Origin of the sequence: Actinoplanes sp. CA-142083, assembly GCF_050942195.1 — a bacterium.
In the GTDB taxonomy this organism is placed as follows: domain Bacteria; phylum Actinomycetota; class Actinomycetes; order Mycobacteriales; family Micromonosporaceae; genus Actinoplanes.
This window is the reverse complement of the sequence record NZ_CP192076.1, coordinates 5666231-5691145: the sequence shown is the minus strand read 5'-3', so window position 1 is coordinate 5691145 and position 24915 is coordinate 5666231. Positions and strand designations below refer to the sequence as shown.

Sequence of the window (24915 nt, the reverse complement as noted above, 5' to 3'; positions counted from 1 at the left end):
TCAGGGCATGCGGTAACTGCCGGATTTCGCGCGCCAGGCCGGCGGCGGGTCCTCGCCCGTGCGGCCGTCGATCGCCTCGCGCAGCAGGTCGGCGTGGCCGGTGTGGCGGCCGTACTCCTCGAGCAGGTCGCACAGCAGCCGCCGGAGGTTGGCGTGGGTGCCGTCGGCGCGGGCCGCGTGGATCGGCTGGCCCAGGTCGCCCCTGGTCAAGGCATCGGCCAGGCGGGAGCGGGCCCGGTCGACGGCGCCGTCGTACAGCGAGTACAGGGTCTCCGGCGCGTCGGTGGCGGCCGACTCGAACTCCCAGTCGTCGTCGCCGGTCCAGCCCGTCGACTCCCACGGGTCGCCCATCGGGACGCCGTGAAGTTTCGTGGTCGAGTAGTAGTCCTCCATGGCGGCCAGGTGCTTCAGCAGGCCACCCAGGGTCAGGGTGGAGACGCCGAGCCGGGCGTTCAGACCCGCCGCGTCGAGGTCGTCGGCCTTGAAGCGGAACGTGGTGCGCAAGCGGTTCAGGGCGCCGACCAGCTGCTCCGCCTCGGTGCCGGCGAGCGGTGGCTCCCACGGGTAGTCGTCGGTCATCGGCACAACTTAGCGTCCCGGTTCAGAGTTGTGGCGACCGTCGCGAAAGCGTGCCCGTCCCCGGACCCCGGCCTACGGTGGGGGACGGGAGGTGTCGGGATGCTGGAGCTCATCGACCGGTTCGGCTATTTCGGCATCGGCGGCATCGTTCTCGTGGAAAGTTTCGGCGTTCCCGCGCCCGGCGAGACCGCGATCATCGCCGGCTCGGCCTACGCCGGCAGCGGGCACCTCAGCATCGTCGCCGTGGCGATCACGGCGTTCTGCGCCGCGGTGATCGGCGACAGCATCGGCTACTGGATCGGCCGGCGCGGCGGGCGGCCGCTGGCGCAGCGTTTCGGCCGCTACGTGCGGCTGACACCGGAGCGGTTCGATCGGGTCGAGGGCTTCATGTCCCGGCAGGGCCCCAAGATCGTGGTCGTGGCGCGGTTCGTCGAGGGCCTGCGCCAGTTCAACGGCATCGTCGCGGGCATCACCGGCATGCCGTTCCACAAGTTTCTCGGCTGGAACGCCCTCGGCGCCGCGCTCTGGGTCGGCGCGTGGTCGACGGGCGGCTACTTCGCCGGCGACCACATCGAGGAGATCTCCAAGGGGATCAGCAAATACCTGGTGGTTGCGGCGGGCGCCGCGGTCCTGCTGGTCATCGCGTACGTCTGGTGGCGGCGGCGCCGGAAGAAGCGGCTAACGGCGGCGTGAGGCGATCTTCGCGCGCACCCGGGCCAGCCGGATCGCCTCCTTGAGCGTGTCCACGTCGTAGGCGCCGTAGTGCCGCTGCCCGTTGATGAAGAACGTGGGCGTGCCGGAGACCCCGCTGAGGTCGGCCGACTCGAGATCGTCGGAGATCCGCTCGGCGGCCGTGCTGCGCATCATGTCGTCGTGGAACTGTTCCTCGTCGAGCGCGATCTGCCGGGCGTACGTGAGCAGGTCGGTGATGCGCAAGTTGTCCTGATGCGTCAGCAACAGATCGTGCATCTCCCAGAATTTGCCCTGGATTCCGGCCGCCTCGGCGGCCTCGGCCGCCAGACGGGCCTGCGGATGCACATCGGTGAGCGGCAAGTTTCGCCAGACGAAGCGCAAATCGGCGTCGGTGAACAGCTCGCGTACGATCGGCTCGGCGCGGCCGCAGTACGGGCACTGGAAGTCGCCGTACTCGACGATCGTGACCGACGCCTCGGCCGGCCCCCGCACGTGGTCGCGCTCCTCGTCGACCTCGGGGATCAGGTCGGTGAGCTGGTCGGCGTCGCCGAGCAGGGCGACCGCCCGCTTCGCCTTGGGCAGCATGAAGGTGATCCGGAACTCGGCCCAGGTCAGCACCGCCGCCGCGACGGCCGCGGCCAGCACGCCCAGTTTCGCCTCGGCCAGCGCCGGGCCTTCGAACGCAAGATTCGCGATCAGGAACGAAACCGTGAAGCCGATCCCGGCGATCGTGCCGGTGCCGAGCACCGATGCCCAGCCCGCGCCCGGCTGGACCCGGCGGCCGCTGAGCTTCGTGATGAGCCACGAGATGCCGGTGATCGCGATCGGCTTGCCGCAGACGTACGCGACGAAGACGCCGATCGTCACCGGCGACGTCACCGCCCGCCGCAGGAAACTCGCGTCGATCGCGATCCCGGCGTTGGCCAGGCCGAACAGCGGCACGATCAGATAGCTGCTCCAGCCCTGGTAGGTGCGCTGGAGCCGGTCGTTCCAGGAGAACGAGTTGACCACGCCGACCCGCAGGCCGCGGGCCAGCTCCGGCGTCGGCTGCTCGCGGAACAGCCGGAACAGGTCGCTGGCCTGCTCGAGGTCGCCGCGCGCCGGCGTGTAGGCGGCCGCGGCCAGGCCCAGCGCGAGGCCGGAGACGACCGGGTCGATGCCGCTGGCCAGCATCGCCCCCCAGATCGCGATGCCGAGCGGCACGTACGCGTACCCGCTGCGCACCTGCAGGCGCGCGAGCACGAAAGTTCCCAGGTACAGCACGATCGCGATCGCCAAGGGCATGATCTTGATCTCGTCGGTGTACGCCACCGCGATGACCAGCAGCGCGATCAGATCGTCGACCACCGAGACCGTCACCAGGAACAGTCGCGCCTGGTCGGGGACCCGCCGCCCGACCAGCGCCAGCAGCCCCAGCGCGAGCGCGGTGTCGGTCGACATCGCCACGCCCCAGCCGCCCGCGCCGGGCCCGCCGTGGTTGATCGCCAGGAAGATCGAGACCGGCAGGATCATCCCCGCGATCCCGGCCGCCGCCGGCAGGATGAACCGCCGCCGGTCCCGCAGGTCGCCCAGGTCGAACTCGCGCCGCGCCTCCAGGCCCACCACCAGGAAGAACAGCGTCATCAGGCCGCTGTTGACCCACTCCCGCAGGGTCAGCGAGACGCCCATGTCGCCGAGGTGGATCGACAGGTCGGTGTGCCAGAAATTCTCGTACGATCCGTCCGCGACGTTCGCCCAGATCATCGCGACGACGATCGCGGTGACGAGCACCGCCGCGCTGCCCGCCTCGGTCCGCAGCAGCAGGCGCACCGGGGTGGTCAGGCGGGTCTTCCAAGCGGTGGTGCCCTGCATCTGGGTGGCCTGCGAGTCGCTCACGGCCCTACCCAATCACCTCCGGCGCTGTCGATCTACGGTCTGTGACTCTCGTCCGAGCTTGCGCCCCGCCGCTCGGATCGCCGGTGCCGGGCTGTCGATCTCCGCCCATGCTCGCGACCCCAATCTTGGCGAACCTTTAAATCGACCCCCATGCATGGACTGTGACCGGGCGGCGACGTATCGTGCATCTGCCCACCCACTATCGGAGGTCCTCGATGCGTCGCGCCGTTTTCCCCCTGCTGCTCGGTGCCGTGCTCCTGTTGCCGGCAGCCTGCGGGACGGTGTCCGGCCCCACGCCCGGCGCGACGGCGGCGGCCATCCCGACCGCGGCCCCCGAGCTCAAGGCCGCCTGCGAGGCGATCGGTGAGGCGTACACGAAAGGCATGGCCCCGTTCGCCGAGGCCGTCGCCAAGGCCGCGGGCAGCGGCGCGCCGGCCGACCGGGCCCAGGCCCAGAAGAAGCTGGGCGAGCTGGCCACGTCGATCCGCACGGCAACCGCCGCCGCCAAGGACCCCCAGATCGTCGCCGACGGCAAGCAGGCCGCCGACCAGCTGCAGAAGAAGGCCGCCGACGCGAGCGTGTTCGCCGCCCTCAAGACCCCGGACGACGCCAGCAGGCTGCTCGGCCCGCAGCTGAAGGAGTGGCTCTCGCCGGTGACGAGCCACTGCTCCTGACGACGATCATCACTGCGCCGGTGTCTAGCCTGGCGGGATGTCGGCAAATCCGTTGACCTTCGGCGCCGAGTTGCGCCGGCGCAGACTGGCGGCCGGGCGCTCGCTCGCCGGCCTGGCGGCCGAGGTGCACTACAGCAAGAGCCACCTCAGCCGGGTGGAGTCGGGCGCCAAGCCGCCGAGCGCCGGCCTGGCCCGCCAGTGCGACACGGTGCTGGAGGCGCGGGGCGCGCTGATCGCTCTGCTGGCGTCACCCGGAAGGGACCCCGAAGGGGTGATTCCGCGGCACGCCGACCACTGGCGGCTGACGATGGCGCCCGACGGTGGCGGCGAGTTCGTGGCCACGGCGGGCGACGCCGGCGCGACCGTGCTGACGAAATGGGCGCGCAACTCGCGCCGCGCCGACGTCGCCGGGACCGTGGAAAGTTTCGACCGGATGTTCCGGGAGCTGCGGGTGCTCGGCCAGAATGCGGCGCCGTCGGCGATGGTGCCGCTGCTGATCGGCCACATCCACGTCCTGCGGGCCCAGGCGCTGTCGGCGCCGGCCAGGTCGCGCGGCCGGGTGCTGCTGACCGCGGCCCGCTACGCCGAATACACGGGCTGGATGTGCCAGGAGGCCGGCGACGAGCACTCGGCGCTGTGGTGGACCGGGACGGCGGCCGAGTGGGCGGAAGCCGCGGGCGACCGCGACCTCGGCCCGTACGCGCTGGTCCGGCAGGCGCTGGTCTCGCTGTACCGGGGCGACGCGGTCAGCACGGTGGAGCAGGCCCGCGCGGCGCAGCAGGCCGACTGCTCGGCCCGGGTCCGCGGGCTGGCGGCGCAGCGGGAGGCGCAGGGTCTCGCGCTCGCCGGCGACCACGACGGGTGCCGGCGGGCCCTCGACCACGCGGCGGTGCTGCTCACCGCGTCCGGGGACGCCCCGGAGACGATCGGCTCGTGGACGGTCGAGGATCCGGTGGCGCTGGCCCGCGGCTGGTGCCTCTACGACCTCGGACGGCCGGCGGCGGCAGCCGAGGTGATCCGGGGCGAGCTGAAGCGGATCCCGCTGAGGGCGACCCGGGCGCGGGCGCGGTTCGGTGCCTGGCTGGCGCTGGCGTACGCGGAGGCCGGAGCGGTCGACGAGGCGTGCGCGGCGGCCGATCCGGTGCTGGCGACGCTGCCCATCGTGGATTCGGCGACCGTGCGCAACGACGTCCGCGACCTGAGCCGGGTCCTCACCCGGCGGCACCGCAACAGTCGGGCGCGCGAGTTCCTGCCCCGCCTGAGCGCGGCCCTGAACGAGCGCCGCCGATTCACGCCGCCCGTCGGCACGCCGCGGTCGCCGGCGTAGTCGGCGTCGGCTCGCGGCCCGCGTTGGCTCGCGGCCCGCGTTGGGTCGCGCCCCGCGTTGGGTCGCGCCCCGCGTTGGGTCGCGCCCCGCGTTGGGTCGCGCCCCCGCGTTGGGTCGCGCCCCCGCGTTGGGTCGCGCCCCCGCGTTGGGTCGCGCCCCCGCGTCGGCTCGTGCCCGCGTCAGCTGGCGTCAGCACGCGCCGGCGAAGAAGGAGACCATCACTCGCGCGGGCGGGCGGCCGTTCTCGGAGATGTCGAAGGGCACGCACCGGCGGCCGGTCACGTGGAAGCCGCCGATGAAGGCCGTGTCGGAGTCGGCGCAGGCGTGGAACCTCACCGACTGCGCGGGGGAGTAGCCCCAGCCCTGCCCGTATTTGAGCCCTGCGATCGCGGCGAACGAATCGGGGATCGAGACCGTCACGATCGCGCCGGCCTTCACCTCGGCGCCGAGCTTGTAGTCGCCGGTGGCCGGGTCGCCGTTGGTGGTGGGGGAAGCGGTGGCCCAGGTGCGCAGGCCGGGCCAGCCGATCGAGCCGGCCACCAGGTCGCCCGCCGCCCGCGAAGAGGTGATTTTGATGTGGGCCTCGTGGGTGCCGCAGGCGATGTCACGGGGCGCGCCTGGGGAGGCATGGGCCGCCGGAGGAGAGGACGACGCGGAGGGCGCAGGTGAGACGGAGAGCGCGGAGGAGCCGGGGACGGCGGGGGCGGCCGGGCCGGCGGTGGCATCGGCGAGCGCTGTGGCATCGGCGAGCGCGGGGGAGGCCGTGAGCGCGGGGGGAGCCGTGAGCGCGGGGGAGGCCGTGAGCGCGGGGGAGGCCGGAGGCGCCGGGGAGGAACAGGCGCCGAGGGGAAGCGCGGCGGCCAGCGCCAGCGATGCGGTAGCGAGCGCGAGCGGTCGGGGCCGGCCGGGCAGCATGGGCTGATCATAGGCGGGTCGCGCGAAGTAGCAGGTGCGCAATGGCCGGACATGGGCCTGGGTCGTGGGCCTGGGAACCGGGGGCTCCTGGGCGGCGTCGAAGGCTTGTGCACACTTCACGAAGGCGTAGGGGAATCGTGGCTTTGATCGCCGCGGGGGCGATGCTGGTGAGCGGATGCGGCGGCGGGGTGCCGGGCGACGCGGGGCGGATCGACGCGAAACTTGTCAGCGAGCTCAAACCCGGGGACGCGCAGGCCGTGGCGCAGGGGATGAACGCGTTCGGCTTTGACCTCCTTCGCGAAATTTCCGACGGCAAGCAGAACACGATCACGTCGCCGCTGTCGGTCTCGGTGCTGCTGGCGATGATTCTTGCGGGCGCGGACGGCGACACCGCCACGAAAATGGCGAAAGTTCTGCACCTGGACGAGCGCCGCGATGTGCGGGTCGGGGCGCTGCTGCGGACGCTTGCCGACACCGATGAGGTGAAGTTGTCGGTCGCCGACGCGTTGTGGGCCGACGAGGGCGCGCCCCTCGAGCAGGACTATCTCGATTTCGTGCGCAAGACGTTCGGCGCGACGGTCGAGCAGGCCGATCTCGGGCAGGCCGAGGCGGCGAAGGCCATCGACGAATGGGCGAAGAAGAACACCGGCGGCCGCATCGACCAGATCGCCAGCGATCTCGGGCTGCCCGACCCGCAGGCGATGCTGGTCCTTCTGAACGCCGTCTACTTCCTCGGCGAGTGGACGACGAAATTCGAGGACACCTCGCCCGGCGCTTTCGCGGTGGGTGGCGCGAAAGTCGACGTCCCGATGATGCATCTGAGGAGCGAAACCTTCGGGTACGCGGAACGCGACGGTTTCCGCATGTTGCGGCTTCCCTACGGCGAGGACGGCCGCTACGCCATGGAGGTCATGCTCCCGGACGAGGGAAAGACGCTGAAACTCGACGCGGAAACGTGGCGCGACGCGGTCGCGAATCTCAGCGAGCAGGAGATCGACGAGGTGGCGCTGCCCCGCTTCGAGCTGCGCTGGTCGGGCGACCTGACCGGGCCGCTCGTCAAGATGGGCCTGCCGACGACCGGCTTCACGGCCATGTCGAAAGCCGATCCGGCGCTCGCGAAAGTTGTGCACAAGACCTACATCAAGGTTGACGAGGAGGGCACCGAGGCGGCTGCCGTCACGGGCGGCGTCATGGCCACCTCGGCCCGGGCCGGCCAGACCACTTTCGTGGTCGACCGGCCCTTCGCCTTCACCATCTCCGACCAGAAAACCGGCGCGATACTTTTCCTCGGCGAGGTGACCGATCCGCGCAGCTAGCGCCAGGTGTCATTTACCGATTGCGTGCAGGCGGCGCCCGTGGTGAGGGTCCGGTTCGCGCCGGACTCCCACGTCACCGCCGAACCGTTCTTCTTCACGTACTTGTACTCGACCGACGTGTTGACCGGCAGGTTGACGGTGCCCCGCCACACCGGGTAGGTCGCCGACGACAGGGCCACGCCGCCGCTGGTGTTCCAGTTGCTCAGCTCGGCGCGGTTGCCCAGCACGTAGATGTTCTCGCCCCAGACCGTCGTCGCGTTCACCGCGAAAGTGACTGCCACCGACGTACAGGAGCCGGGGGTTGAATTTGTGCGGGCATTGAGGTGCAAGGCGATCATCGAGTTCGCCGGAACCGACGCCGTGAACGTGCCCGACGCCGAGACGCTGTAGGTCGCGCCCGTGCAGGATCCGTTGCTGAAGTCGCCGTTGGCGACATCGCAATAGGTTCCGGCGGGCAGGCTGGTCGTGAAGGTCCGGCTCAGCGTGCCGCCATCACGATTGAAGACCGCGTACGCGGAGGAGCCGCGCCCGAAAGCGATCTGGCTCCCGCCGTTGGACCACCAGTTCGTGACCGGCGTGCCGTAGGCGGCGTTGTGGAAGCCCACCATGTTCGCCGTGGTCCGCCACCGGTGCTCGCAGGCCCAGCCGGATGAGCAGTTGACCGCCGACGTCGTCCCGTTGGAGGCGGCGGGCGGGCCCGCGTCCGCGTTGCTGAACGTGAAGCTCGACATCACCGACGGCGTCCCGTACGGATACGCCAGCATGAACGCCTCGGCCAGCCCGTACGTGTTTCCGTCCTTGTAGGTAAGTTTCGCGCGCCCGTTCCGCTGGGTGTCGTGGTTGTCGATGAAGGCCACCGCGTCCCCGCTCGCCATCAGCATCTGGCCGGGCAGGTTTTGCAGCCCGGAAAGATTCGCGCCGCGGAACGCGTTGCCGACCACGTCGCCGTACCGGAACTCGGTGACGTCGCCGAGCCCGGTGTACTCGGTCGGGCTGACCTCACCGGCCCCGCCCTCGATCGTCTCCTGGAAGATGTACGGCGATCCGCTGAGCTGCCCGTAGATGGCCTGCAGATCGGACGCGGGAATGTGCTTGGCCGCGTCGACGCGGAACCCGTCGACGCCCAGCGAGATCAGGTCGTTGAGGTACGCGACAAGTTTCCCGCGCACGTAGGAGGACTCCGTCGCGAGGTCGGACAGGTCGACCAGCTCGCAGTTCTGCACCTCCCATCGGTCGCCCCAGTTGACGATGTCGTCGTTGCCGTTGCGCCCGCAGTGGTGGAAATCGTTGTTCCCGTACGCGACGGCGGGGTACGAGTAGTGGCCGTACGTCGAGCCGCCGCTGCCGGTGCCCGTCGACGCGCCGCCGGCCATGTGGTTGATCACCGCGTCGACGTAGATCTTCACGCCGGCCGCGTGGCAGGTGCTGACCATCGACGCGAACGCCGCCCGGTTGCCGCGCCGCGTCGTCAGCTGGTAGCTGACCGGCTGGTAGTCCTGCCACCACGGATATCCGCTGCTCGGCAGCACCACGTGCTCCTGCGGTGGCGAGACTTGCACGCCGCCGAAGCCCTTGGGCCCGAGAACATTCGTGCACTCGGACGCGATCGACGCCCACGGCCATTCGAAGAGGTGGACGATGACGTCCCGTGGTCCCGGGTTCGCGTCGGCCTTGGCGTCGGCCTGGTGCGGGCGGCCGATCGCCACGGTGATCGCGGCGGTGAGCAGGACCAGGACGCCGGGGATCGCCCAGCGGCGGGTTTTCATCGGTGACCTCCTGACGGGCCCTGGCCGGGATGGGGCGGGGCCACGGACTTCGCGGACAGGGAATTCGGTGGCGCTTCGAAGGGACGTCTTTCCGGGCGGGGCAGCCGGAAATCAGCGGAGGTAGGGTCCATCGGTTCCGACCTTTCCGGGAGCGGGGTTGCCGGGCAGCGCGAGCACGTACACCCGCAGGTCGCCCTTGGCGCTGACACTCGCGGTCAGCGTGCCGTTCGTGACGGTCCGGACATCACCGGTGACGGCGTCGGTGTACGTGCCGTTGGGGATGCCGGAGAAGGTTGCGCTGCTCGAGACGGTCACCAGCGCGAAACTGTCGGTCGCGCCGGACGTGTAGCGGCGCTTGTAGGCCATGTCGCCGCTGACGCCGTCGGTCGAGTACTGGCCCATCTGCAGCGCCGGGACCGCTCGCCGGATCTGGTTGAGCCGCTGCACGTGCTTCACGAGCGGCTGGGTGAGGGTGGTCGCCACCGTGCCGCTGGCGCTGCTGACCACTCCGTAGTCGGAAGCCGTCACCGAACCCTCGACCTTGTCGCCGTAGTACGCACGCCCGGTAGTCGCGAGCGGGCAGGTCGGGCCGCAATCGATCTGCCTACCGGCCTGGAACTCGATCTCCGAGCCGTAATAGAGCGTCGGAATGCCGCGGAACGTCCACATCAGCGACATGTTCTCGGCCCACGCGTCGGTGCCGCCGGAATAGCGGGTCGACGACTTGTTCGGCCCGTAGTCGTGCGAGTCGACATAGACCGCGTTGTAGGTCGCGTCGTTCACCGAGTCGTCGGAGTCCTTGCCGTTGTGGAAGGCGTTCGGAGCGTCCGAGAAGTTCATGTGCATCCGCATGTCGATGATGTTCATGCCGGAGAACTGCGAACGGTCCGGCGCGTGGTAGAGGTTGCCGTTCAGGAAGGCGTTCGTGCTCGTCGGCTGCTGGCCAGTGCCGAGCTGCTCCTCGTAGTTGTACTGCTCGAGCGCGGCGGTCACGTCGTCGGCCGCATACTCGCGGCGCTCCTTCCAGGTGAAGAACTGCGCCGAGTGGTTCACCGAGCCGCGGTTCCACTTGTCGTTGACGAACGCGCCCACCTCGCCGAAAACGTAGAAGTCCTGCGCCTTCGCCGCCCCGTACTTCTGGGTGAGGTGTTGCTGGATCGCGGGGAGGAACCGGCGGTTCCAGGTGACGCGCGGAATGTGCACGGCGGTGTCGACGCGGAACCCGTCGACGCCCATGTCGATGTACTTGTTGTACGCGTCGATCAGGTATTTCTGGACGACCGGGTTCTCGGTGTTGAAATCGGCCAGGTCCTCGTGCAGCCAGCAGGACCGCGAGTCCTCGCCCTCCCAGTTCCCGATCCAGCACTGGTGGTACAACGTGGACGGGAACATGCCGCTCGTGGGCGAGGGCCATTGGCAGTTGTGAATCGCGTATCCCTGGGCGCTGTACTGCCCGGTCGGCGTACCCCAGCTGCGGCAGGTGTTGCCGGCCGGCTCGGTCGTGCTCCACAGGTCGCCGTTGTAGGGACGCCCCTGGGCGAGCGCGTTCTGCTGCGCGGTCAGGGCCGGATCGGTGCCGTGGAACTCGGTCAGCGGGTCGTATCGCTGCCCGTCCACCTTGGTGCTGTACAGCCCATCCCACTGACCGTCCTTCGCACCCCAGACCTTGGGTACGAAGAGCCCGTTCGCGCCCCACCGCGAGGAATGGTTGTAGACGACATCCTGGTAGATCTTCAGGCCCTTGGCGTGCGCCTTGTCGATCAGATCCTGGTAGGTCGAGCCGGGAGACTCGAGCCGCGGGTCGACCCGGAAGAAGTCCCAGCCGTGGTATCCGTGATAGTCGTAGTCCGATCGGTTCAGCACCACCGGCGTGATCCAGATGGCCGAGAAGCCGAGCCCCTTGATGTAGTCGAGCTTGTCGACGAGCCCCTTGAAATCGCCGCGAAACATCGGGTCGTGATTCGCCGCGTTCCCGGAGGCGATGTCCTGACTGCCGCCGCGGTCGTTCGAGGTGTCCCCGTCGTAGAAGCGCGCGGTCAAGACGAAATAGATGCTCTCCTTGCGCGGATCGCCGCCGAGCATCGCGCCGCCGGCCGCCTGCGGCGGGGCATCTCCGGTGGTCACGCTCTTGCTTTGGCTCACGGCCGATTGATTGCCGGCGGCGTCGACCGCGCGGACCGCGTACGTGTAAGTGGTCTTCGCCGCGAGACTGCCGTCGATGTACGTGTTGTAGCCGCTGGTCAGTACGACGGTCCCGCCGCTGCCGCCACTGCGCGTGATCTGGTAACCCGTCACTCCGCGGTCATCGGTCGACGCGGTCCAGCCGAGCGTGACCGTCACATGATCGACCGACGCGGTCAGCGCGCCCGGCGTGCTCGGCGCGGTGGTGTCGGCCGGCACGGCGCTGCACGGGTCGGTGGCGTCGGCGGTGACCACGCCGTCCTTCACGGTCGAGGTGCCCGCGCTCAGCCGATAGTTCGCGCCGTTGTTGTTGTCCCACGTGCCCGAGCCATTGTTGAAAGTGGCCTGCAACGAGGTGGCCGCCCCCAGCTCGACGGTCTTTTTCGCCCATCCGGTGCAGGCGTTCTCGTTCATCGCCACGCCCGGCACGGTCGTCCAGGCCTCGCCGTCCGGCGCGTAGTGCAGGTAGACGGTCGCCCATCGGCTCGGGTAGAAGACCGTCGCCGTGTTGTCGCCGGCCGGGGGCGTGGTGACGCTGCACGGATCGGCGCTGGTGACCACCCCGCCGGTGATCGTGACGACGCCGGCGCCGACGCTGTAGTTGCGGCCGGAGTTGTTGTCCCACGTGCCGCTGCCGTTGTTGAAGGTGGTCTGCATGCCGGTCGCGGCGCCGAGGTCGATGTCCTTGCGGTACCAGCCGGCGCACGAGGCGGCGCTCATCGGCATGCCCGGCACGGTGGTCCACGAGCCGCCGGTGGGCGCGTAATGGATGTTGACCCTGCTCCACGCGGACGGCGGCTTGTAATAGACGGTCACGGTGCTTGCGGCCGCGGCGGCGGGGCCGACCACCAGCAGGGGGATGGCGGCGAGCGCCGCGAGGACGGCGGTGAGCCACTTTCTGGGCACGGGGACTCCTCCAACGATCTTGGGGGCGTTGCGATCGCGGACGGATGCGTGGCAAAGCCTGTGACACGGGTGTAATCCCGCGTTCATATTGGTCGAGACGCTAGCAACGACTTGCATCGATTGGAAGACTTTCCATGGATTTTGCAAGGCCATGCTGAGACGTACGTCGATGCGCGCTCGCCGTCGCGTAGCCTGACGGATCATGCAGCTGTTCGGCCGCGACGACGAGCTGCGGACGGTCCTCGAGACGGTCCGCGCCGGCGGCAGCCTGCTGATCGCCGGCGACCCGGGCATCGGCAAGTCCGCTCTGCTGGACGCGGCCGCCGAGCACGGTCACGACGACGGGCGCCGGGTGCTGCGCGCGGCCGGCGTCGAGTTCGAGGCCGACATCAGCTTCGCCGGGCTCAACCAGCTGCTGATGCCGCTGGTGCGCGAGCGTGCGCCGGCCGATCCCGCGCCGGTCGATCCCGTGCCGCGAGATCACGCGCCGGTTGAACCCGCGCTGCGCGGGCGAACGCCCGTTGACCCCGCCCTGCGCGTCGCGCTGGGACTCGCCGACGGGCCGGCGCCCAGCTTCCTGGCCCTCGCCAACGCGATCCTGGCCGAACTCGCCGGTGCCGCTCCGGTTCTGCTCGTGGTCGACGACCTTCCTTGGCTCGACCGTTCCAGCGCGATCGTCCTCGGCATGGTCGCGCGCCGGCTCAGCGGCCTGCGCGCCGCCCTGATCGGCGGGCAGCGCACCGGCGACACCGGCTTCTTCGAACACGGCGGCCTGCCACGGGTGACGCTCCGCCCGCTCGACGACCGCGCCGGCGATTCGCTGCTCCGGACGCGCTTTCCCAGGCTGACCCCGCGCGCCCGGCAGCGCGTGCTCGGCGAGGCCCAGGGCAACCCGCTCGCGCTGACCGAGCTGCCCGCCGGGCGCCTCTCCGGGCCTGGACCCGCCGGCTCCTTCTCCAAGCCTGGACCCGCCGGCTCCGTCTCCGGGCCTGCGCCCGCCGGGCTCTTTTCCGGGGCCGTTCCCGCCGAGCTATCCGGTGCGTCGGCTGCGGCGTACCTGCCGATGAGCCGCAAGCTCCAGGACGTCTTCGCCGCCCGGATCGACGACCTGCCCGCCGCCTCGCGCGAGCTGCTGCTGCTGGCCGCCCTCTCCGGCCCCGCCGACCTGCGCTCGGTGGCGGGCGGCGACCTGGCCGGGCTCGATCCCGCCCTGCGCGAGGGGATCGTCATGGTCGACCCGCGCTCCGGCCGGCTCGGGTTCCGGCACCCGCTCAGCCGCCTCGCCGTCGTCGAGCTGGCCACGCCCGGCGAGCGGCACCGGGCCCACCGGCAGCTCGCCGACCGGGCGCCCGACCCGGTACGGCGCGCGTTCCACCTGGCCGAGTCCACGGTCGAGCCGGACGAACAGGTCGCCGGGATCCTCGAGCGGGCCGCCCACATCGTGCTCGCGCGCGGCGACGCGGTGGCCGGCGTCGAGACGCTGACCCGGGCGGCCGAGCTCAGCGCCGACCACGACGCCCGGCTGCGCCGGCTGGCCCAGGCGGCGACCATCGGCGCCGAGGTGGTCGGCGAGCTGGGAAGCGCCGAGGAGCTGGTGCGGACCGCCGGCCTGCCGAGCTCCACGGAGCGTTCCGCCGGGCCGCCGGGCGCGCCGGGGTTGTCCACCGGCTCGTCGAGCTCGCTGGAGCTGTCCGCTGGCCCACCGAGCTCGCTGGAGTTGTCCACCGCCGCGGCGAGCGTGCTGTTCAACCGGGACTCCGTGGTCGACACCCCGCACCGGCTGCTCACGCTCGCGTTGCGGGCGCACGCCGGGGACGCTTCCCCGGAGAGCCTGACCGAGGCGCTTCAACTGCTGCTGGTGGTCTGCTACTTCGGCGGCCGGGCCGAGCTTTGGCCGCCGTTCCACGAGGCGATGCGGTGGCTCGGCGACCAGGCGCCCGCTTCGCTGGTGGTGCTCAGCGCCATGCACGGCGACCCGGCCCGCCGCGGCGTGGACACGTTGCCGCTGCTCGAAGAGGAGCTGCGCCGCTTACCCGGTCTCGAGAACCCGGCCGAGATCATCCAGCTCGGCGTGGCGTCGGTCTTCGCCGACCGCATCGGCGACTGCCGGCCGGCTCTGCTGCGCGTTGTCGAGGACGGCCGCAAGGGCGGCGCGGCCGCGGCGGCGATCAACGCGATCGTGTCGCTCAGCGTCGACGCCTGGAAGCACGGCCGCTGGGACGAGGCCGCACGGCTCGTCGCGGAGGGGCAGGAGCTGGCGGCCGGGCTCGGCTACCTGCGGTACGTGTGGTGCTTCGAGGGCTACGTGCTCAACCTGATCAACGCGGCCCGCGGCGTGGCGGCGGCGGAGGCGGCCGCCGGCGAGCTCGACCAGTGGGCCCGTTCGCGCGGGGCGCTGGTCGTGCGGGCGATGGCCTTCGAGATCCACTGCATGGCGGCGCTGTCCCGGGGCGACTTCGAGGCTGCCTACCGGGCCGCGGCCGAGATCAGCCCGGCCGGGGTGCTGCGCTCGCACATGCCGCACGCGCTCTGGGTCGTCTTCGACCTGGTCGAGGCCGCGACGCGCACCGGCCGCCACGACGAGGCGCGGGCTCATGTGGAGGCGGCCCGGTCGGCGCGGCTCGAGCAGTTGTCCTCCCGGTTGGCGCTGGCGGTGCGCGGCGCCGAGGCGTTGGTGGCGGCGGACGACGACCGGGTCCGGTTGTTCGAGCGCGCGCTCGCCGTGCCGGGCGCCGACCAGTGGCCGTTCCTGCTGGCCCGGGTGCGGCTCTGCCACGGCGAGACGCTGCGCCGGCGCCGGCAGGTCACCGAGGCACGGCGACAGTTGCTGGCGGCGCAGGAAACTTTCGCGCGGCTGGAGGCCGAGCCGTGGTCACGGCGGGCGGAGAGCGAGCTGCGGGCGGCCGGCGTGGCAGGGGCCGAGCCGCGGAGTGCGCTAACCGCCCAGGAGCGGGAGATCGCCCAGCTGGCCGCGACCGGACTGACCAACAAAGAGATCGGCGAACGGCTTGCGCTGTCCCCGCGCACGGTGGCGGCCCACCTGTATCGCGTCTATCCCAAGCTGGGCATCACCTCCCGGGCGGCATTGAGGGACGCGCTGTCGTCGCGACATGAGGGGTAGCGCGGGTCAGGAGGGCGGCGTGAAGGGAGTCGGGGGCGCCGAGTGAGCGCGCCGCCAGCCAGGCTGCCGCGGCGGCGGGGTCGTGACTTGTTCCGACGGTGATGCCTCGGGCGTAGAGGGCGGCGAGTACGCCGGCGCGCATGGGTGTGTCCGCGATCAGGAGGCCGCCGCCAAGGACCACGGGACCGGAAGCCGCGACCGAGTCCAGGGTGGACAGCAGGCGGGTGACGCCGTCCGCGACGATCGTGGTGGCGACGGGATCTCCGTAGCGGGCCGCCGCGCAGACGATCGGGGCCAAGGCGTCGATGTCGGCCAGCGGCAGCGCCTGAGCCCAGCGGACCAGCGCGTCAGCTGACGACACCCCGGCGTGAGCGGCTACGGCTGCTGCGAAGGGAGAGGACCAGGCGCGGACGGCGTGTCGCAACGCTTGCAAGCCCATCCAGCGCCCCGACCCCTCGTCGCCGAGGAGCCAGCCCAGCCCGTCGGCCACGGAGACGATCTCGTGCTGCTCGATGCGGGCCGCCACCGCGCCCGTGCCGGCGATCAGGGCCTCCCCGGACGGTGACGGGGTGCCGGCGGCGAAGGCGGTGACCACGTCGCCGACGATGCGCATCGGGCAGGTCAGGCCCAATGACGCCCACATGCCGTCGAAGGCGGCGGCGATCGCCGGATCGGCGACCGCGCTGGTGCCGGCCACCCCGAGCACCCCGCCGGCCACCCGGTCGGGATCGCACCCGGCCAGGGCCTCCCGCAGCGCTTCCCCGATGGCCTCGACGGCGGCCGGACCGCGGGACAGCGGATTGCCCGGCCCGGCGACTGCCCGGCCGGCGACGACACCCCCGAGGGTGGCCACGACGGCCCGGGACGCGGTGCCGCCCGCGTCCACCCCCACCACCAGATCCATGGTCAGGATCGAAACATAGAAAGTTCTTATTGACTAGCGCCGTCCACGGTCGTAATTTTCATCGCCAACAGCATCTGATGAAAAGGACGACCACCGTGACGGGTGAGAGCGGCGGGCTGCTCGGGCGGCTCCGCATCGAGGGACCGCAGATGCCGGAGGCGCTGGCGAGGATCGCCGAGACGATCCTGGCCGATCCGGAGACGGCGGCGCACGCCAGCATCGTCGACCTGGCCGAGCGGTCGGGCACGTCGACGGCGACCGTGACCCGGTTCAGCCGCACGCTCGGCTTCAAGGGCTATGCGAACCTGCGCGTCGCCATCGCCACCGAGACCGGCCGGGCCGAGCAGGCCCGCTGGGAGACCGACATCAGCGGCGACATCGCCCCGGAGGACTCGCTCACCGACGTGCTCGGCGTGGTCACCGCGGCCGACACCAGGGCCATCCAGAGCACCGCGGCGGGGCTCGACGTCGCCGCGGTCGAGCGGGTCGCCGCCGCCATCGCCGAGGCGAAACGGGTCGAGATCTTCGGGCTCGGCTCCAGCGGCACCGCCGCCCGGGAGATGGCGTTCCGGCTCGAGCGCATCCGGGTCCCGGTCTGGCACCGCACCGACTCGCACACCGCGCTGACCAACGCCGCGCTGCTGCTGCCCGGCGACGTCGCGATCGGCCTTTCGCACTCCGGCCGCACCCGCGAGGTGATCGAGACCCTCGCCGAGGCCGCCGACCACGGCGCGCTGACCGTCGCGGTGACCAGCTTCAGCCGCTCGCCGCTGGCCGAGGTCGCCGACGTCGTCTTCACCACCAGCGTGCAGGAGACGACGTTCCGGCTGGCCGCCCTCTCCGCGCTGCACTCGCAGCTGCTGGTGCTCGACCTCATCTACGTGGCGGTCGCCCAGCGCACCTACGAGCGCACGGCCGAGGCGCTCGAGCTCACCGTCCGCGCCGTGGACGCCCACCGCCTCCCCGAGAAGATCCCGTCCCGCAAGCGCGGCCGCCCGAAAGGACAACCGTGAGCGTCACCCATGACCCACCCGAAGGCCAACTGGCGAAGATCCCGACCGGCAGCGAATACCTGACCGTCGTCCAAGCGGTGCTGGAGAAGGTCGGCACCGGCCAGGCCGCCGCCAAGCAGAAGGCCGCCGAGATCCTGGCCGAGAGCGTCCGCAACGGGGGAGTGATCCAGGCCTTCGGCTGCGGGCACTCCGAGGCCCTCGCGATGGAGATCGCCGGCCGGGCCGGCGGCCTGGTCCCCACCAACCGGATCGCGCTGCGGGACATCGTTCTCTACGGCGGCGAACCGCTCGACAAATTGAAGGACCCGATGGTCGAGCGAGGCACCGAGATCGCTCACCGCCTCTACGAACTGGCCCCGATCAAACCCGACGACGCTTTCGTCATCGCCTCCAACTCCGGCATCAACGGCGCGGTCGTCGAGATGGCGCTGCTGGTCAAGGAGCGCGGCCACCGGCTCGTGGCGATCACCTCGGCGCAGCACTCGGCCGGCGTCGAGTCGCGCCACCCGAGCGGCCGCAAGCTCGGCGACATCGCCGACGTGGTGCTCGACAACGGCGCGCCCTACGGCGACGCGGCGCTGGCGCTGCCCGGCGGGGGAGCGGTGGGTGCCGTCTCGTCGATCACGGCGGCGCTGCTGGCCCAGCAGATCGTCACCGAGGTCGTCGCCACCCTGATCGCGGACGGCGTCACGCCGCCCATCTACCTGTCGGACAACGTGCCCGGCGGCAAGGAACACAACGCACAGATTGAGGCGCGGTACGCCGGGCGCATCCGGCGCACCGCATAAGGGAAGAAGGCCCACGCGATGAACCTTGAACCCCAGCTCAGACCGTACCCCACCCGGAGAACCCTGCTCAGGACGGCCGCGGCCGCGGCGATCACCGTGCCCACCCTCGCCGCGTGTGTCACGTCCGGCAAGAAAGAAGCCGCGGAGATAAAGAGCGGCGACAAGACCGCCGACAACCCCCTGGGCGTCAAACAGGACGCGCCGCTCGAGGTGGTCGTCTTCAAGGGCGGGTACGGCGACGACTACGCGATCAAGGCCGAGACGCAGTACACGCAGCGCTACCCGAAGGCCAAGGTCGACCACAAGGGCCTGCAGAAGGTCGGCGAGGCGATGCAGCCCCGGTTCGTGGCCGGCAACCCGCCGGATGTCGTCGACAACACCGGCGCCGGGCGGCTCGACATCGCCACGCTGGTCGGCGCGGGCCAGGTGGCGGACCTCGCCGAGCTGCTGGACGCGCCCGCGTTCGACGTGCCGGGCAAGAAAGTTCGCGAAACTCTGCTTCCCGGTGTCGTGGAGGACGGAACCTTCGCCGAGAAAACGGTCGCGCTCAATTTCACGTACACGGTCTGGGGTCTCTGGTATTCCAAGCCTTTCTTCGAGCAGAAAGGGTGGAGCTATCCGAAGACGTGGGCGGACATGCTGGCCCTCTGCGAAACCATCAAGAAAGCCGGCGTGGCACCCTGGACCTACCAGGGCAAATATCCGGAGTACATCAACGACCCGCTGCTGAGCATGGCCGCGAAAACGGGCGGCAAGGACCTCATCAAGGCGGTCGACAACCTCGAGCCGGGGGCCTGGAAGCAGCCGGGCCTGGTGCAGGCGGCGACCGCTTTCGCGGAACTCGCCGGCAAAGGCTACATCATGAGCGGCTCGGAGGCGCTGTCGCACACCGAGGCGCAGGCCGCCTGGTGCCAGAAGAAGGCGGCGTTCATCCCCTGCGGCTCGTGGCTGGAAAGCGAGCAGAAAGAGGTCGCGCCGGCCGGTTTCGACATGGTGATGGGCGCGGTTCCCGCGAACAATTCCGACAACCTGCCCGGGACGGCGGTGCAGGCGGCCAGCAGCGAGTCGTTCATCGTGCCGTCGAAGGCGAAGAATCCCGCGGGCGGCCAGGAATACCTGCGGATCCTCTTCTCCAAGGCGTCGGCGACCGATTTCGCGAAAGCGAACAGCACGCTGCCGGCGGTGGCCGGGGCCACCGACGGTCTCACGCTTTCCAGCGGGCTGGGCTCGGTGCGCGACGCGGTGGTCGCGGCCGGCGACAACACCTTCACCTACCGATTCCGTACGTGGTACGCGCCGCTCGCGAAAGCAGTCGACGACGCCACCGGCGAGCTGGTGAACAAGCGCATCTCCCCGGCCGACTGGTCCACCCGGATCCAGAAGGCCGCGGACGCCCTCGCCAAGGACACGACCGTCACGAAGTACACACGCTGATGAGACACGGCCGGTGGCGGTTCCTGCTCGGCGCACTGGTGCCGGCGCTGGTCCTGCACGTCGTCTTCGTGCTCTCGCCGTACGCGCAGGCGTTCTACCTGTCGCTGACCGACTGGACCGGCGTGGCCGGCGAGGCGCGTTTCGTCGGGGCGGGCAACTATGCCCGCCTCGGCGGGGACTCCCTGTTTCTCGACGCGGTGCGCAACAACGCGGTGATGCTCGTCGTCGTCCCCCTGGCCACGATCGCGCTCGGCCTCGGACTCGCTTCCTTGTTGCGCACCCGGCGAGGCTCGTCCGGCTACCAGATCGTCTACTTCTTTCCGCAACTGCTGTCGCTGGTCGTGATCGGCGTGCTGTGGAGCTTCGTCTACAACCCCAACACGGGACTGCTCAACTCGGGGCTGCGGGCGGTGGGCCTGGGAACTTTCGCGAAATCCTGGCTCGCCGAGCCGAAATTCGCGCTCGCCGCCGTGATGGCGGTGCTCATCTGGTCGTCGGTCGGGTTCTACGTGGTGCTGTTCCGCGCGGCGATCGACGGCATCCCGGCCGAGCTGTACGAGGCGGCGCGGCTCGACGGCGCCGGCGAGTGGACGACGTTCCGGCGGCTCACCCTGCCGCTCGTCCGCGAAACCGTCCAGGTGGCTTTCGTGTACCTCGGGATCGCGGCGCTGGACGGATTCGCCGTCGTGCAGGTCATGACGGTGGGCCCGGGCGGGCCGGACGGCGCCACCGAGGTGATCGGGCTCTCGCTCTACCGCAACGCCTTCACGTACGGAAAGTTCGGCTACGCCTCGGCGATGGGGGTCGCGCTCTTCTTCGCGACGTTGACCCTCGCGGTCCTGGCTCTGCGGGCGGGCCGCAAGGAACGGCTGGAGCTGACATGACCCTCTTGCGAGAACGCCCGGCCACCAGATCCGAGCAAACGCCTTCCACAACGACAAAACGGGCCAACCCGCTCCCGCAGATCGCCATGCTCTGCTGGGCCGTCGTGACCGCGCTCCCGCTGCTGTGGGCGGTGGTCTCCTCGGTCAAGTCCGACGACGAGATCCTCAACGAGCCGTGGTCGCTGCCGTCGACGCCGCATTTCGACAACTGGGCCCGCGCCTGGACCTCCGCCAGCATCGGACGATATTTTCTGAACAGTCTTATCGTCGTGGGCGGGGCTCTGTTGCTCACGATGCTGCTGGGCGCTCTCGTGGCGTACGCCTTGGCGCGGTACGAATTCCGCGGCAACCGGCTTATCTACTACACCTTCGTCGCGGCGATGTTCTTCCCGGTTTTCCTCGCCCTGGTGCCGCTGTTCTTCGTGGTTCAGCAACTGGGACTGCTCGGCACGTACCCCGGCCTGATCCTCGTTTACGCCGCTTACGCCGTACCCTTCACGGTCTTCTTTCTTCATGCTTTCTTCCGCACTCTGCCGAGCGAGATCGCCGAGGCCGCGTTCCTCGACGGGTGCTCGCACGGCGCCGTCTTCTTCCGCGTGATGCTGCCGCTGGCCCGACCGGGCCTCACGGCGGTCGGCATCTTCAATTTCCTCGGGCTCTGGAACCAATATCTGCTTCCGCTGGTTCTCAATCCCGACCCGGACCGGTACGTCCTGGCGCAGGGTCTGGCCGCCCTGTCGGTCAGCCAGGGGTATCGCAGCGACTGGGGCGGACTGTTCGCCGGCCTGACCATCGCCATGCTGCCGGTGCTCATCGCCTACGTCGCTTTCCAGCGCCACATCCGAGCCGGAATGACCGCCGGCGCGGTCAAGTAGTTCCAGGAAACTTCGAGAACGGGAGGAGTATCCCCATGCTCATCGACAAGCGTCGATTGGCAGCACTTTCCGTCGCCTTCCTCGCGGCGACCACGGCGGTCGTCGTCTCATCGCAGACCGCGGCGACCGCCGCCGACTGTGGCTATCTGTTCGACGATTTCCATTACGCGAACTCGTCCGATTCGTCCCTCACCCAGCACGGCTGGACCCCGCGTACCTATTCCGGCGGCCCCGGCGTGCCCGGCGCGACGTGGTCGGCCAACAGCATCACGTTCCCGACGTCGGGCAGCGACAAGGTCATGCAATTGACCGCGTCGACCGACGGCACTTCGGGCGGCACCAACCAGGCCGAGCTCTACTCCACGCAGAAGCGGTTCCTGGACGGCACCTACGCCAGCCGCATCCGGTTCACCGACGCTCCGGTCAGCGGCAACGACGGCGACCACATCAACGAAACTTTCTTCACCATCAGCCCGCTCAACGGCGACCTCGACCCGACCTACTCGGAGCTGGACATCTCCGAGTACCTGCCGAACGGCGGCTGGGGCGAGACCGGGCCGATCAACTACCAGACCAGCTGGTACACCTATCGCAACGACCCGTGGTACGCCGACAACGTGCACTCGGAGGAGCGGCGCAGCTTCGACGGGTGGCACGACCTGGTCGTCCAGGTCGCCAACGGCCACATGATCTACTTCATCGACGGGGCGCAGGTCGGCGACCACTCCGGCAAGTTCTACCCGCGCCAGACGATGACCATCAACTGGAACCTGTGGTTCATCGACACCGCCGCGCACACCGGCGGCCTCTCGACCTACATCCAGCAGGTCGACTGGGTGCTGTTCGCCAAGAACCAGGTGCTGTCGCCGTCCCAGGCCACCTCGAAGGCGGCCGCCTACCGGACCTCGGGCAGCGCCTTCACCGACACGGTCGACTCGACCGGCGGCTGCTCGACGCCGACCACTCCGCCGACAACGGCACCGACGACGACTCCTCCGACAACAAATCCGACAACTCCGCCCGCGACGGATTGCTCGAACGCGCCCGAGTGGGCCTTCGGCACCGTCTACACCGGCGGCAACCTGGTGAAACACGAGAAGAGCAAGTACGGCGACCCCAGCGGGCCGCCGTCGGGCCAGGGCAAGCACCTGTGGAAGGCCAGATATTGGACGCAGGGTTCCGAGCCCGGATGGACCGAACAGTGGCAGGATCTGGGCCGCTGCTAAGCGTGACGTAAAAATGACCGGGGGACCGGGGCGGCCGAGCCCCGCCCCCGGTTATTCTGTCGCGCCGAAAAGATCAAAGAAGGAGGATGCGTGGGCGCCTCGGGGTGGGACTACTCAATGCCCTACCAGGAAGACCGGTACGTCGCCTTCGTGACCCTCCGGACCCTGGTCTTCGAGGCCGGTGAGTTCCTGTGGGCGGTCAGCGGCAAGATGGCCGTCGACGACCCCGGCCGGCCCACGACCGAGGACGAGCTGTGGGCCGACGAGACCGTACGGCTCAAGGGCACCCACTCGATCCTCGACATGTATCGCGTGCTCCCCGACGACGAGGCCCCGAACTACGGGTACCTGCCGTACTCATACGAGACCTTCGAGGAGTACATGGCGCTGGTCAAGGAGCACGGCAATCCCGAGTACGGCATCATCGTTCCGGTCGGCGAAGCCGAGGCGTACGAGACGGCCGGCGACACGAAACTCACCCGCGACCACGTCGAGGCGATCATCCCGCTCGCGAAATATCCGGGTATCGGCCGGATGGCCGTCCTGCACGACGAGCAGGGCGCCCCCGCCGAGCTGTATTTCTGGGGCTTCTCCGGCGACTGAGGTCACAAGCGCTGGCCTCCGGTTGACCATGTTTGTCAGGATCGCGGCGTGGCCCCTCTCAAGTCCGAGCCGCGGCCCGACGCCGCGCCGGTGACGCGACGTAGCCGGTGGCGGCGCCTGCGCCTGCCGCTGCTGTTCGCCGCGGGCCTCGGGCTGGCCGCGCTGGGCCTGTGGGGCCGCCTCCCCGACCCCCGCGAGTTCCTGCGTGCGCTCGCCGACGCCGACTACGGGTGGGTCACCCTGGCTGCCGCGCTGCAGGCCGTCTCGCTCGGCGCGTTCGGGTGGCAGCAGCGGGTCCTGTTGCGCGCTTTGGGCGTACGCCTGACGGCCCGGCGCGCCGCGGCGGTGACCCTCGCCCGCACCGCCATCTCCATCGCCATGCCGGCCGGCGCCGCCGTCTCGGCGGCCTATGCGGTCCGCGAGTACCAGCGCGGCGGCGTCAGCAAGGAGCACTCCGCCGCCTCGATGATCGTCTCCGGCCTCGCCTCCATCGGCGGCCTCACCCTGCTGTACGTGGCCGGCGGCGCGGCCGTGGTCGGGCGCGACCCCGCCCTGCTGCTGAGCCCCCGCCCGCTCGCCGTGGTCGGCGGCCTGGCCCTGCTGACCACCGCGGCCGTCGTCGCCGGCCGGCGCATCCCCGCGGTCAAGGCCACCGCCACCGGCAACGGCCGGGTCCTGACCTGGATCCGCAGGACCCTCGCCTCGGCCCACGAGGCCTGGCAGGCCGGCGCCGCCCTGCGCCCCCGCGACTGGACCGTCGCCGTGCTGTTCTTCGCCGTCAACTGGCTCACCGACCTGCTCTGCCTGGCCGCCGCCTGCCGTGCCGTGGGCCTGCCGGTGGGCATCACCACGCTGGCCGGCATCTACCTGGGCGTGCAGATCGTCCGCCAGGTGCCGCTGACCCCCGGCGGCGTGGGTGTGATCGACACCGCCCTGGTGGCGGGGCTGACCGCGGCCGGCGCCACCGCGGTGACGGCCGCGGCCGCCGTACTCATCTATCGTTTGATCTCCTGCTGGCTGCTGCTCCCGGCCGGCGGCGCGGCCGCCCTGGCGCTGCGACGCCGGATCACTGTTCCTCGACCGCGCTCCGGATGAACTCCCGCCACCGCACCACCGCGGCCGGGTCCGTGACGCCGTGCTCGCCCGGCCAGGCGATCAGCTCCTTCTGACCGCTGCCGATCAGCTCGAACAGCCGCTTCTGCCCGTCGAGCGGGAAGAGCGTGTCGTCGAGCTGCACGTGGTAGAGCACCTTCGCGGTGATCCGCCCGGCGTCGGCCGCCACCCGCTCCGGCACGTTCAGCCTGGGATCGATCTCGGCCGGGTCCAGCCCGAACTTGCCCAGCACCGCGCCCTTGGCTCGATCGCCCAGCGCCGCCAGCAGCGGCAGCCCGAACCGCGCGCCCATCGACATCCCGAGGTACCCGAGCCGGTCCCGGTCGACCGGCAGCGTGTCCAGCACCGCCAGCCAGTCGCCAGTCATCCGGTCGAGCACCACCTCGAGGCCCTCCGCGGCGATCAGCGCCTGATATTCCTCCGGCGGCATGGGCCGCTCGACCCGGTCCCCGTGGTACGGCCCGTCGATCGCCACCGCGGCGATGCCCTCGCCGGCGAACCAGCGGCCCAGCGCGACCACCCGTCCGGCTCGCTTGCTCCCGCTGCCGCCGTGCCCCAGCAGCACCAATGGCGAGCCGGTCGCGGGCGGCAGCCAGGCCAGCCCGGGCACCACGCCGGCGCTCCCGCGGCGCAGCCGGAAGGGCAGCTCGGTCGTGGCGCCGATCGTCCGGCACTCGCCCCACGAGACTTTCGGGTCCATGGATGGATCCCATCACGTCCGG

General features: G+C 70.4%; 20 protein-coding genes. 13 read left to right on the top strand and 7 right to left on the bottom strand.

All coding sequences use genetic code 11. From position 1 onward, the window contains the following. On the bottom strand, positions 1-579 hold the full coding sequence (locus tag ACQPZX_RS26110) for a DUF664 domain-containing protein (RefSeq protein ID WP_433360090.1): 579 nt from the start codon (positions 577-579) through the stop codon (positions 1-3). 99 nt (positions 580-678) lie between these two features. Between ACQPZX_RS26110 and ACQPZX_RS26105 the strand changes: the two genes are divergently transcribed. Further along, complete coding sequence (locus ACQPZX_RS26105; protein ID WP_433360087.1) at positions 679-1272, top strand: DedA family protein; 594 nt, start codon at positions 679-681, stop codon at positions 1270-1272. On the opposite strand, the gene nhaA is transcribed toward ACQPZX_RS26105, so the two are convergent. Beyond that, a complete protein-coding gene (gene nhaA / locus ACQPZX_RS26100; RefSeq protein ID WP_433360084.1) occupies positions 1258-3147 on the bottom strand; it encodes a Na+/H+ antiporter NhaA in 1890 nt (629 codons plus the stop codon). The genes ACQPZX_RS26105 and nhaA overlap by 15 nt on opposite strands. A gap of 215 nt (positions 3148-3362) precedes the next feature. On the opposite strand from nhaA, the gene ACQPZX_RS26095 reads away from it, so the two are divergent. Together ACQPZX_RS26095 and ACQPZX_RS26090 are read left to right on the top strand one after the other, a co-directional pair. Further along, entirely contained in the window at positions 3363-3821 is a 459-nt protein-coding gene (locus tag ACQPZX_RS26095) for a hypothetical protein (RefSeq protein WP_433360081.1), read from the top strand. A gap of 37 nt (positions 3822-3858) precedes the next feature. Beyond that, a complete protein-coding gene (locus tag ACQPZX_RS26090; RefSeq protein WP_433360078.1) occupies positions 3859-5148 on the top strand; it encodes a helix-turn-helix domain-containing protein in 1290 nt (429 codons plus the stop codon). 189 nt (positions 5149-5337) lie between these two features. Here the strand turns inward: ACQPZX_RS26090 and ACQPZX_RS26085 are convergent, their stop codons facing one another. Continuing rightward, positions 5338-6063, bottom strand: a complete 726-nt coding sequence (locus tag ACQPZX_RS26085) for a hypothetical protein (RefSeq protein WP_433360075.1) — start codon at positions 6061-6063, stop codon at positions 5338-5340. Between the two features lie 137 nt (positions 6064-6200). Here ACQPZX_RS26085 and ACQPZX_RS26080 point away from each other — a divergent pair, with 137 nt between their 5' ends. After that, a complete protein-coding gene (locus ACQPZX_RS26080; RefSeq protein WP_433360072.1) occupies positions 6201-7379 on the top strand; it encodes a serpin family protein in 1179 nt (392 codons plus the stop codon). Here ACQPZX_RS26080 and ACQPZX_RS26075 read toward each other — a convergent pair. Together ACQPZX_RS26075 and ACQPZX_RS26070 are read right to left on the bottom strand one after the other, a co-directional pair. Then, positions 7376-9145 carry a carbohydrate-binding module family 20 domain-containing protein gene (locus ACQPZX_RS26075; RefSeq protein WP_433360069.1) on the bottom strand — a complete coding sequence of 590 codons (1770 nt, stop codon included), beginning with the start codon at positions 9143-9145 and terminating at the stop codon, positions 7376-7378. The genes ACQPZX_RS26080 and ACQPZX_RS26075 overlap by 4 nt on opposite strands. 111 nt (positions 9146-9256) lie before the next feature. After that, complete coding sequence (locus tag ACQPZX_RS26070) at positions 9257-12232, bottom strand: carbohydrate binding domain-containing protein (RefSeq protein ID WP_433360066.1); 2976 nt, start codon at positions 12230-12232, stop codon at positions 9257-9259. Between the two features lie 202 nt (positions 12233-12434). On the opposite strand from ACQPZX_RS26070, the gene ACQPZX_RS26065 reads away from it, so the two are divergent. After that, on the top strand, positions 12435-15353 hold the full coding sequence (locus tag ACQPZX_RS26065) for a helix-turn-helix transcriptional regulator (RefSeq protein WP_433360063.1): 2919 nt from the start codon (positions 12435-12437) through the stop codon (positions 15351-15353). On the opposite strand, the gene ACQPZX_RS26060 is transcribed toward ACQPZX_RS26065, so the two are convergent. Further along, on the bottom strand, positions 15301-16257 hold the full coding sequence (locus ACQPZX_RS26060) for an N-acetylglucosamine kinase (protein ID WP_433360060.1): 957 nt from the start codon (positions 16255-16257) through the stop codon (positions 15301-15303). The two genes, ACQPZX_RS26065 and ACQPZX_RS26060, sit on opposite strands and share 53 nt — an antisense overlap. Positions 16258-16352: 95 nt before the next feature. On the opposite strand from ACQPZX_RS26060, the gene ACQPZX_RS26055 reads away from it, so the two are divergent. The 8 genes from ACQPZX_RS26055 to ACQPZX_RS26020 all read left to right on the top strand — a co-directional run bounded on the left by ACQPZX_RS26055 (position 16353) and on the right by ACQPZX_RS26020 (position 24175). Continuing rightward, a complete protein-coding gene (locus tag ACQPZX_RS26055) occupies positions 16353-17270 on the top strand; it encodes a MurR/RpiR family transcriptional regulator (RefSeq protein WP_433360056.1) in 918 nt (305 codons plus the stop codon). Between the two features lie 38 nt (positions 17271-17308). Beyond that, entirely contained in the window at positions 17309-18058 is a 750-nt protein-coding gene (locus ACQPZX_RS26050) for a sugar isomerase domain-containing protein (RefSeq protein ID WP_433385437.1), read from the top strand. An 18-nt stretch (positions 18059-18076) separates the two neighbouring features. Beyond that, positions 18077-19492, top strand: a complete 1416-nt coding sequence (ngcE, locus tag ACQPZX_RS26045; RefSeq protein ID WP_433360053.1) for an N-acetylglucosamine/diacetylchitobiose ABC transporter substrate-binding protein — start codon at positions 18077-18079, stop codon at positions 19490-19492. Continuing rightward, positions 19492-20376: a carbohydrate ABC transporter permease gene (locus ACQPZX_RS26040; protein WP_433360050.1), complete on the top strand. Its 885-nt coding sequence runs from the start codon at positions 19492-19494 to the stop codon at positions 20374-20376. Before ngcE ends, ACQPZX_RS26040 begins: the two co-directional genes overlap by 1 nt. Continuing rightward, the gene (locus ACQPZX_RS26035) at positions 20373-21251 is read left to right on the top strand and encodes a carbohydrate ABC transporter permease (RefSeq protein ID WP_433360047.1); all 879 of its coding nucleotides are present in this window, start codon (positions 20373-20375) and stop codon (positions 21249-21251) included. The genes ACQPZX_RS26040 and ACQPZX_RS26035 overlap by 4 nt, the downstream gene beginning before the upstream one ends. Positions 21252-21286: 35 nt before the next feature. Further along, on the top strand, positions 21287-22477 hold the full coding sequence (locus ACQPZX_RS26030) for a glycosyl hydrolase (RefSeq protein WP_433360044.1): 1191 nt from the start codon (positions 21287-21289) through the stop codon (positions 22475-22477). A gap of 90 nt (positions 22478-22567) precedes the next feature. After that, positions 22568-23080 (top strand): hypothetical protein, encoded by a 513-nt coding sequence (locus ACQPZX_RS26025; RefSeq protein ID WP_433360041.1) that lies wholly within the window; start codon positions 22568-22570, stop codon positions 23078-23080. 48 nt (positions 23081-23128) lie between these two features. Beyond that, positions 23129-24175, top strand: a complete 1047-nt coding sequence (locus tag ACQPZX_RS26020; protein ID WP_433360038.1) for a lysylphosphatidylglycerol synthase transmembrane domain-containing protein — start codon at positions 23129-23131, stop codon at positions 24173-24175. On the opposite strand, the gene ACQPZX_RS26015 is transcribed toward ACQPZX_RS26020, so the two are convergent. Further along, on the bottom strand, positions 24147-24893 hold the full coding sequence (locus ACQPZX_RS26015) for a dienelactone hydrolase family protein (protein WP_433360035.1): 747 nt from the start codon (positions 24891-24893) through the stop codon (positions 24147-24149). The genes ACQPZX_RS26020 and ACQPZX_RS26015 overlap by 29 nt on opposite strands. Positions 24894-24915 lie beyond the last annotated feature (22 nt).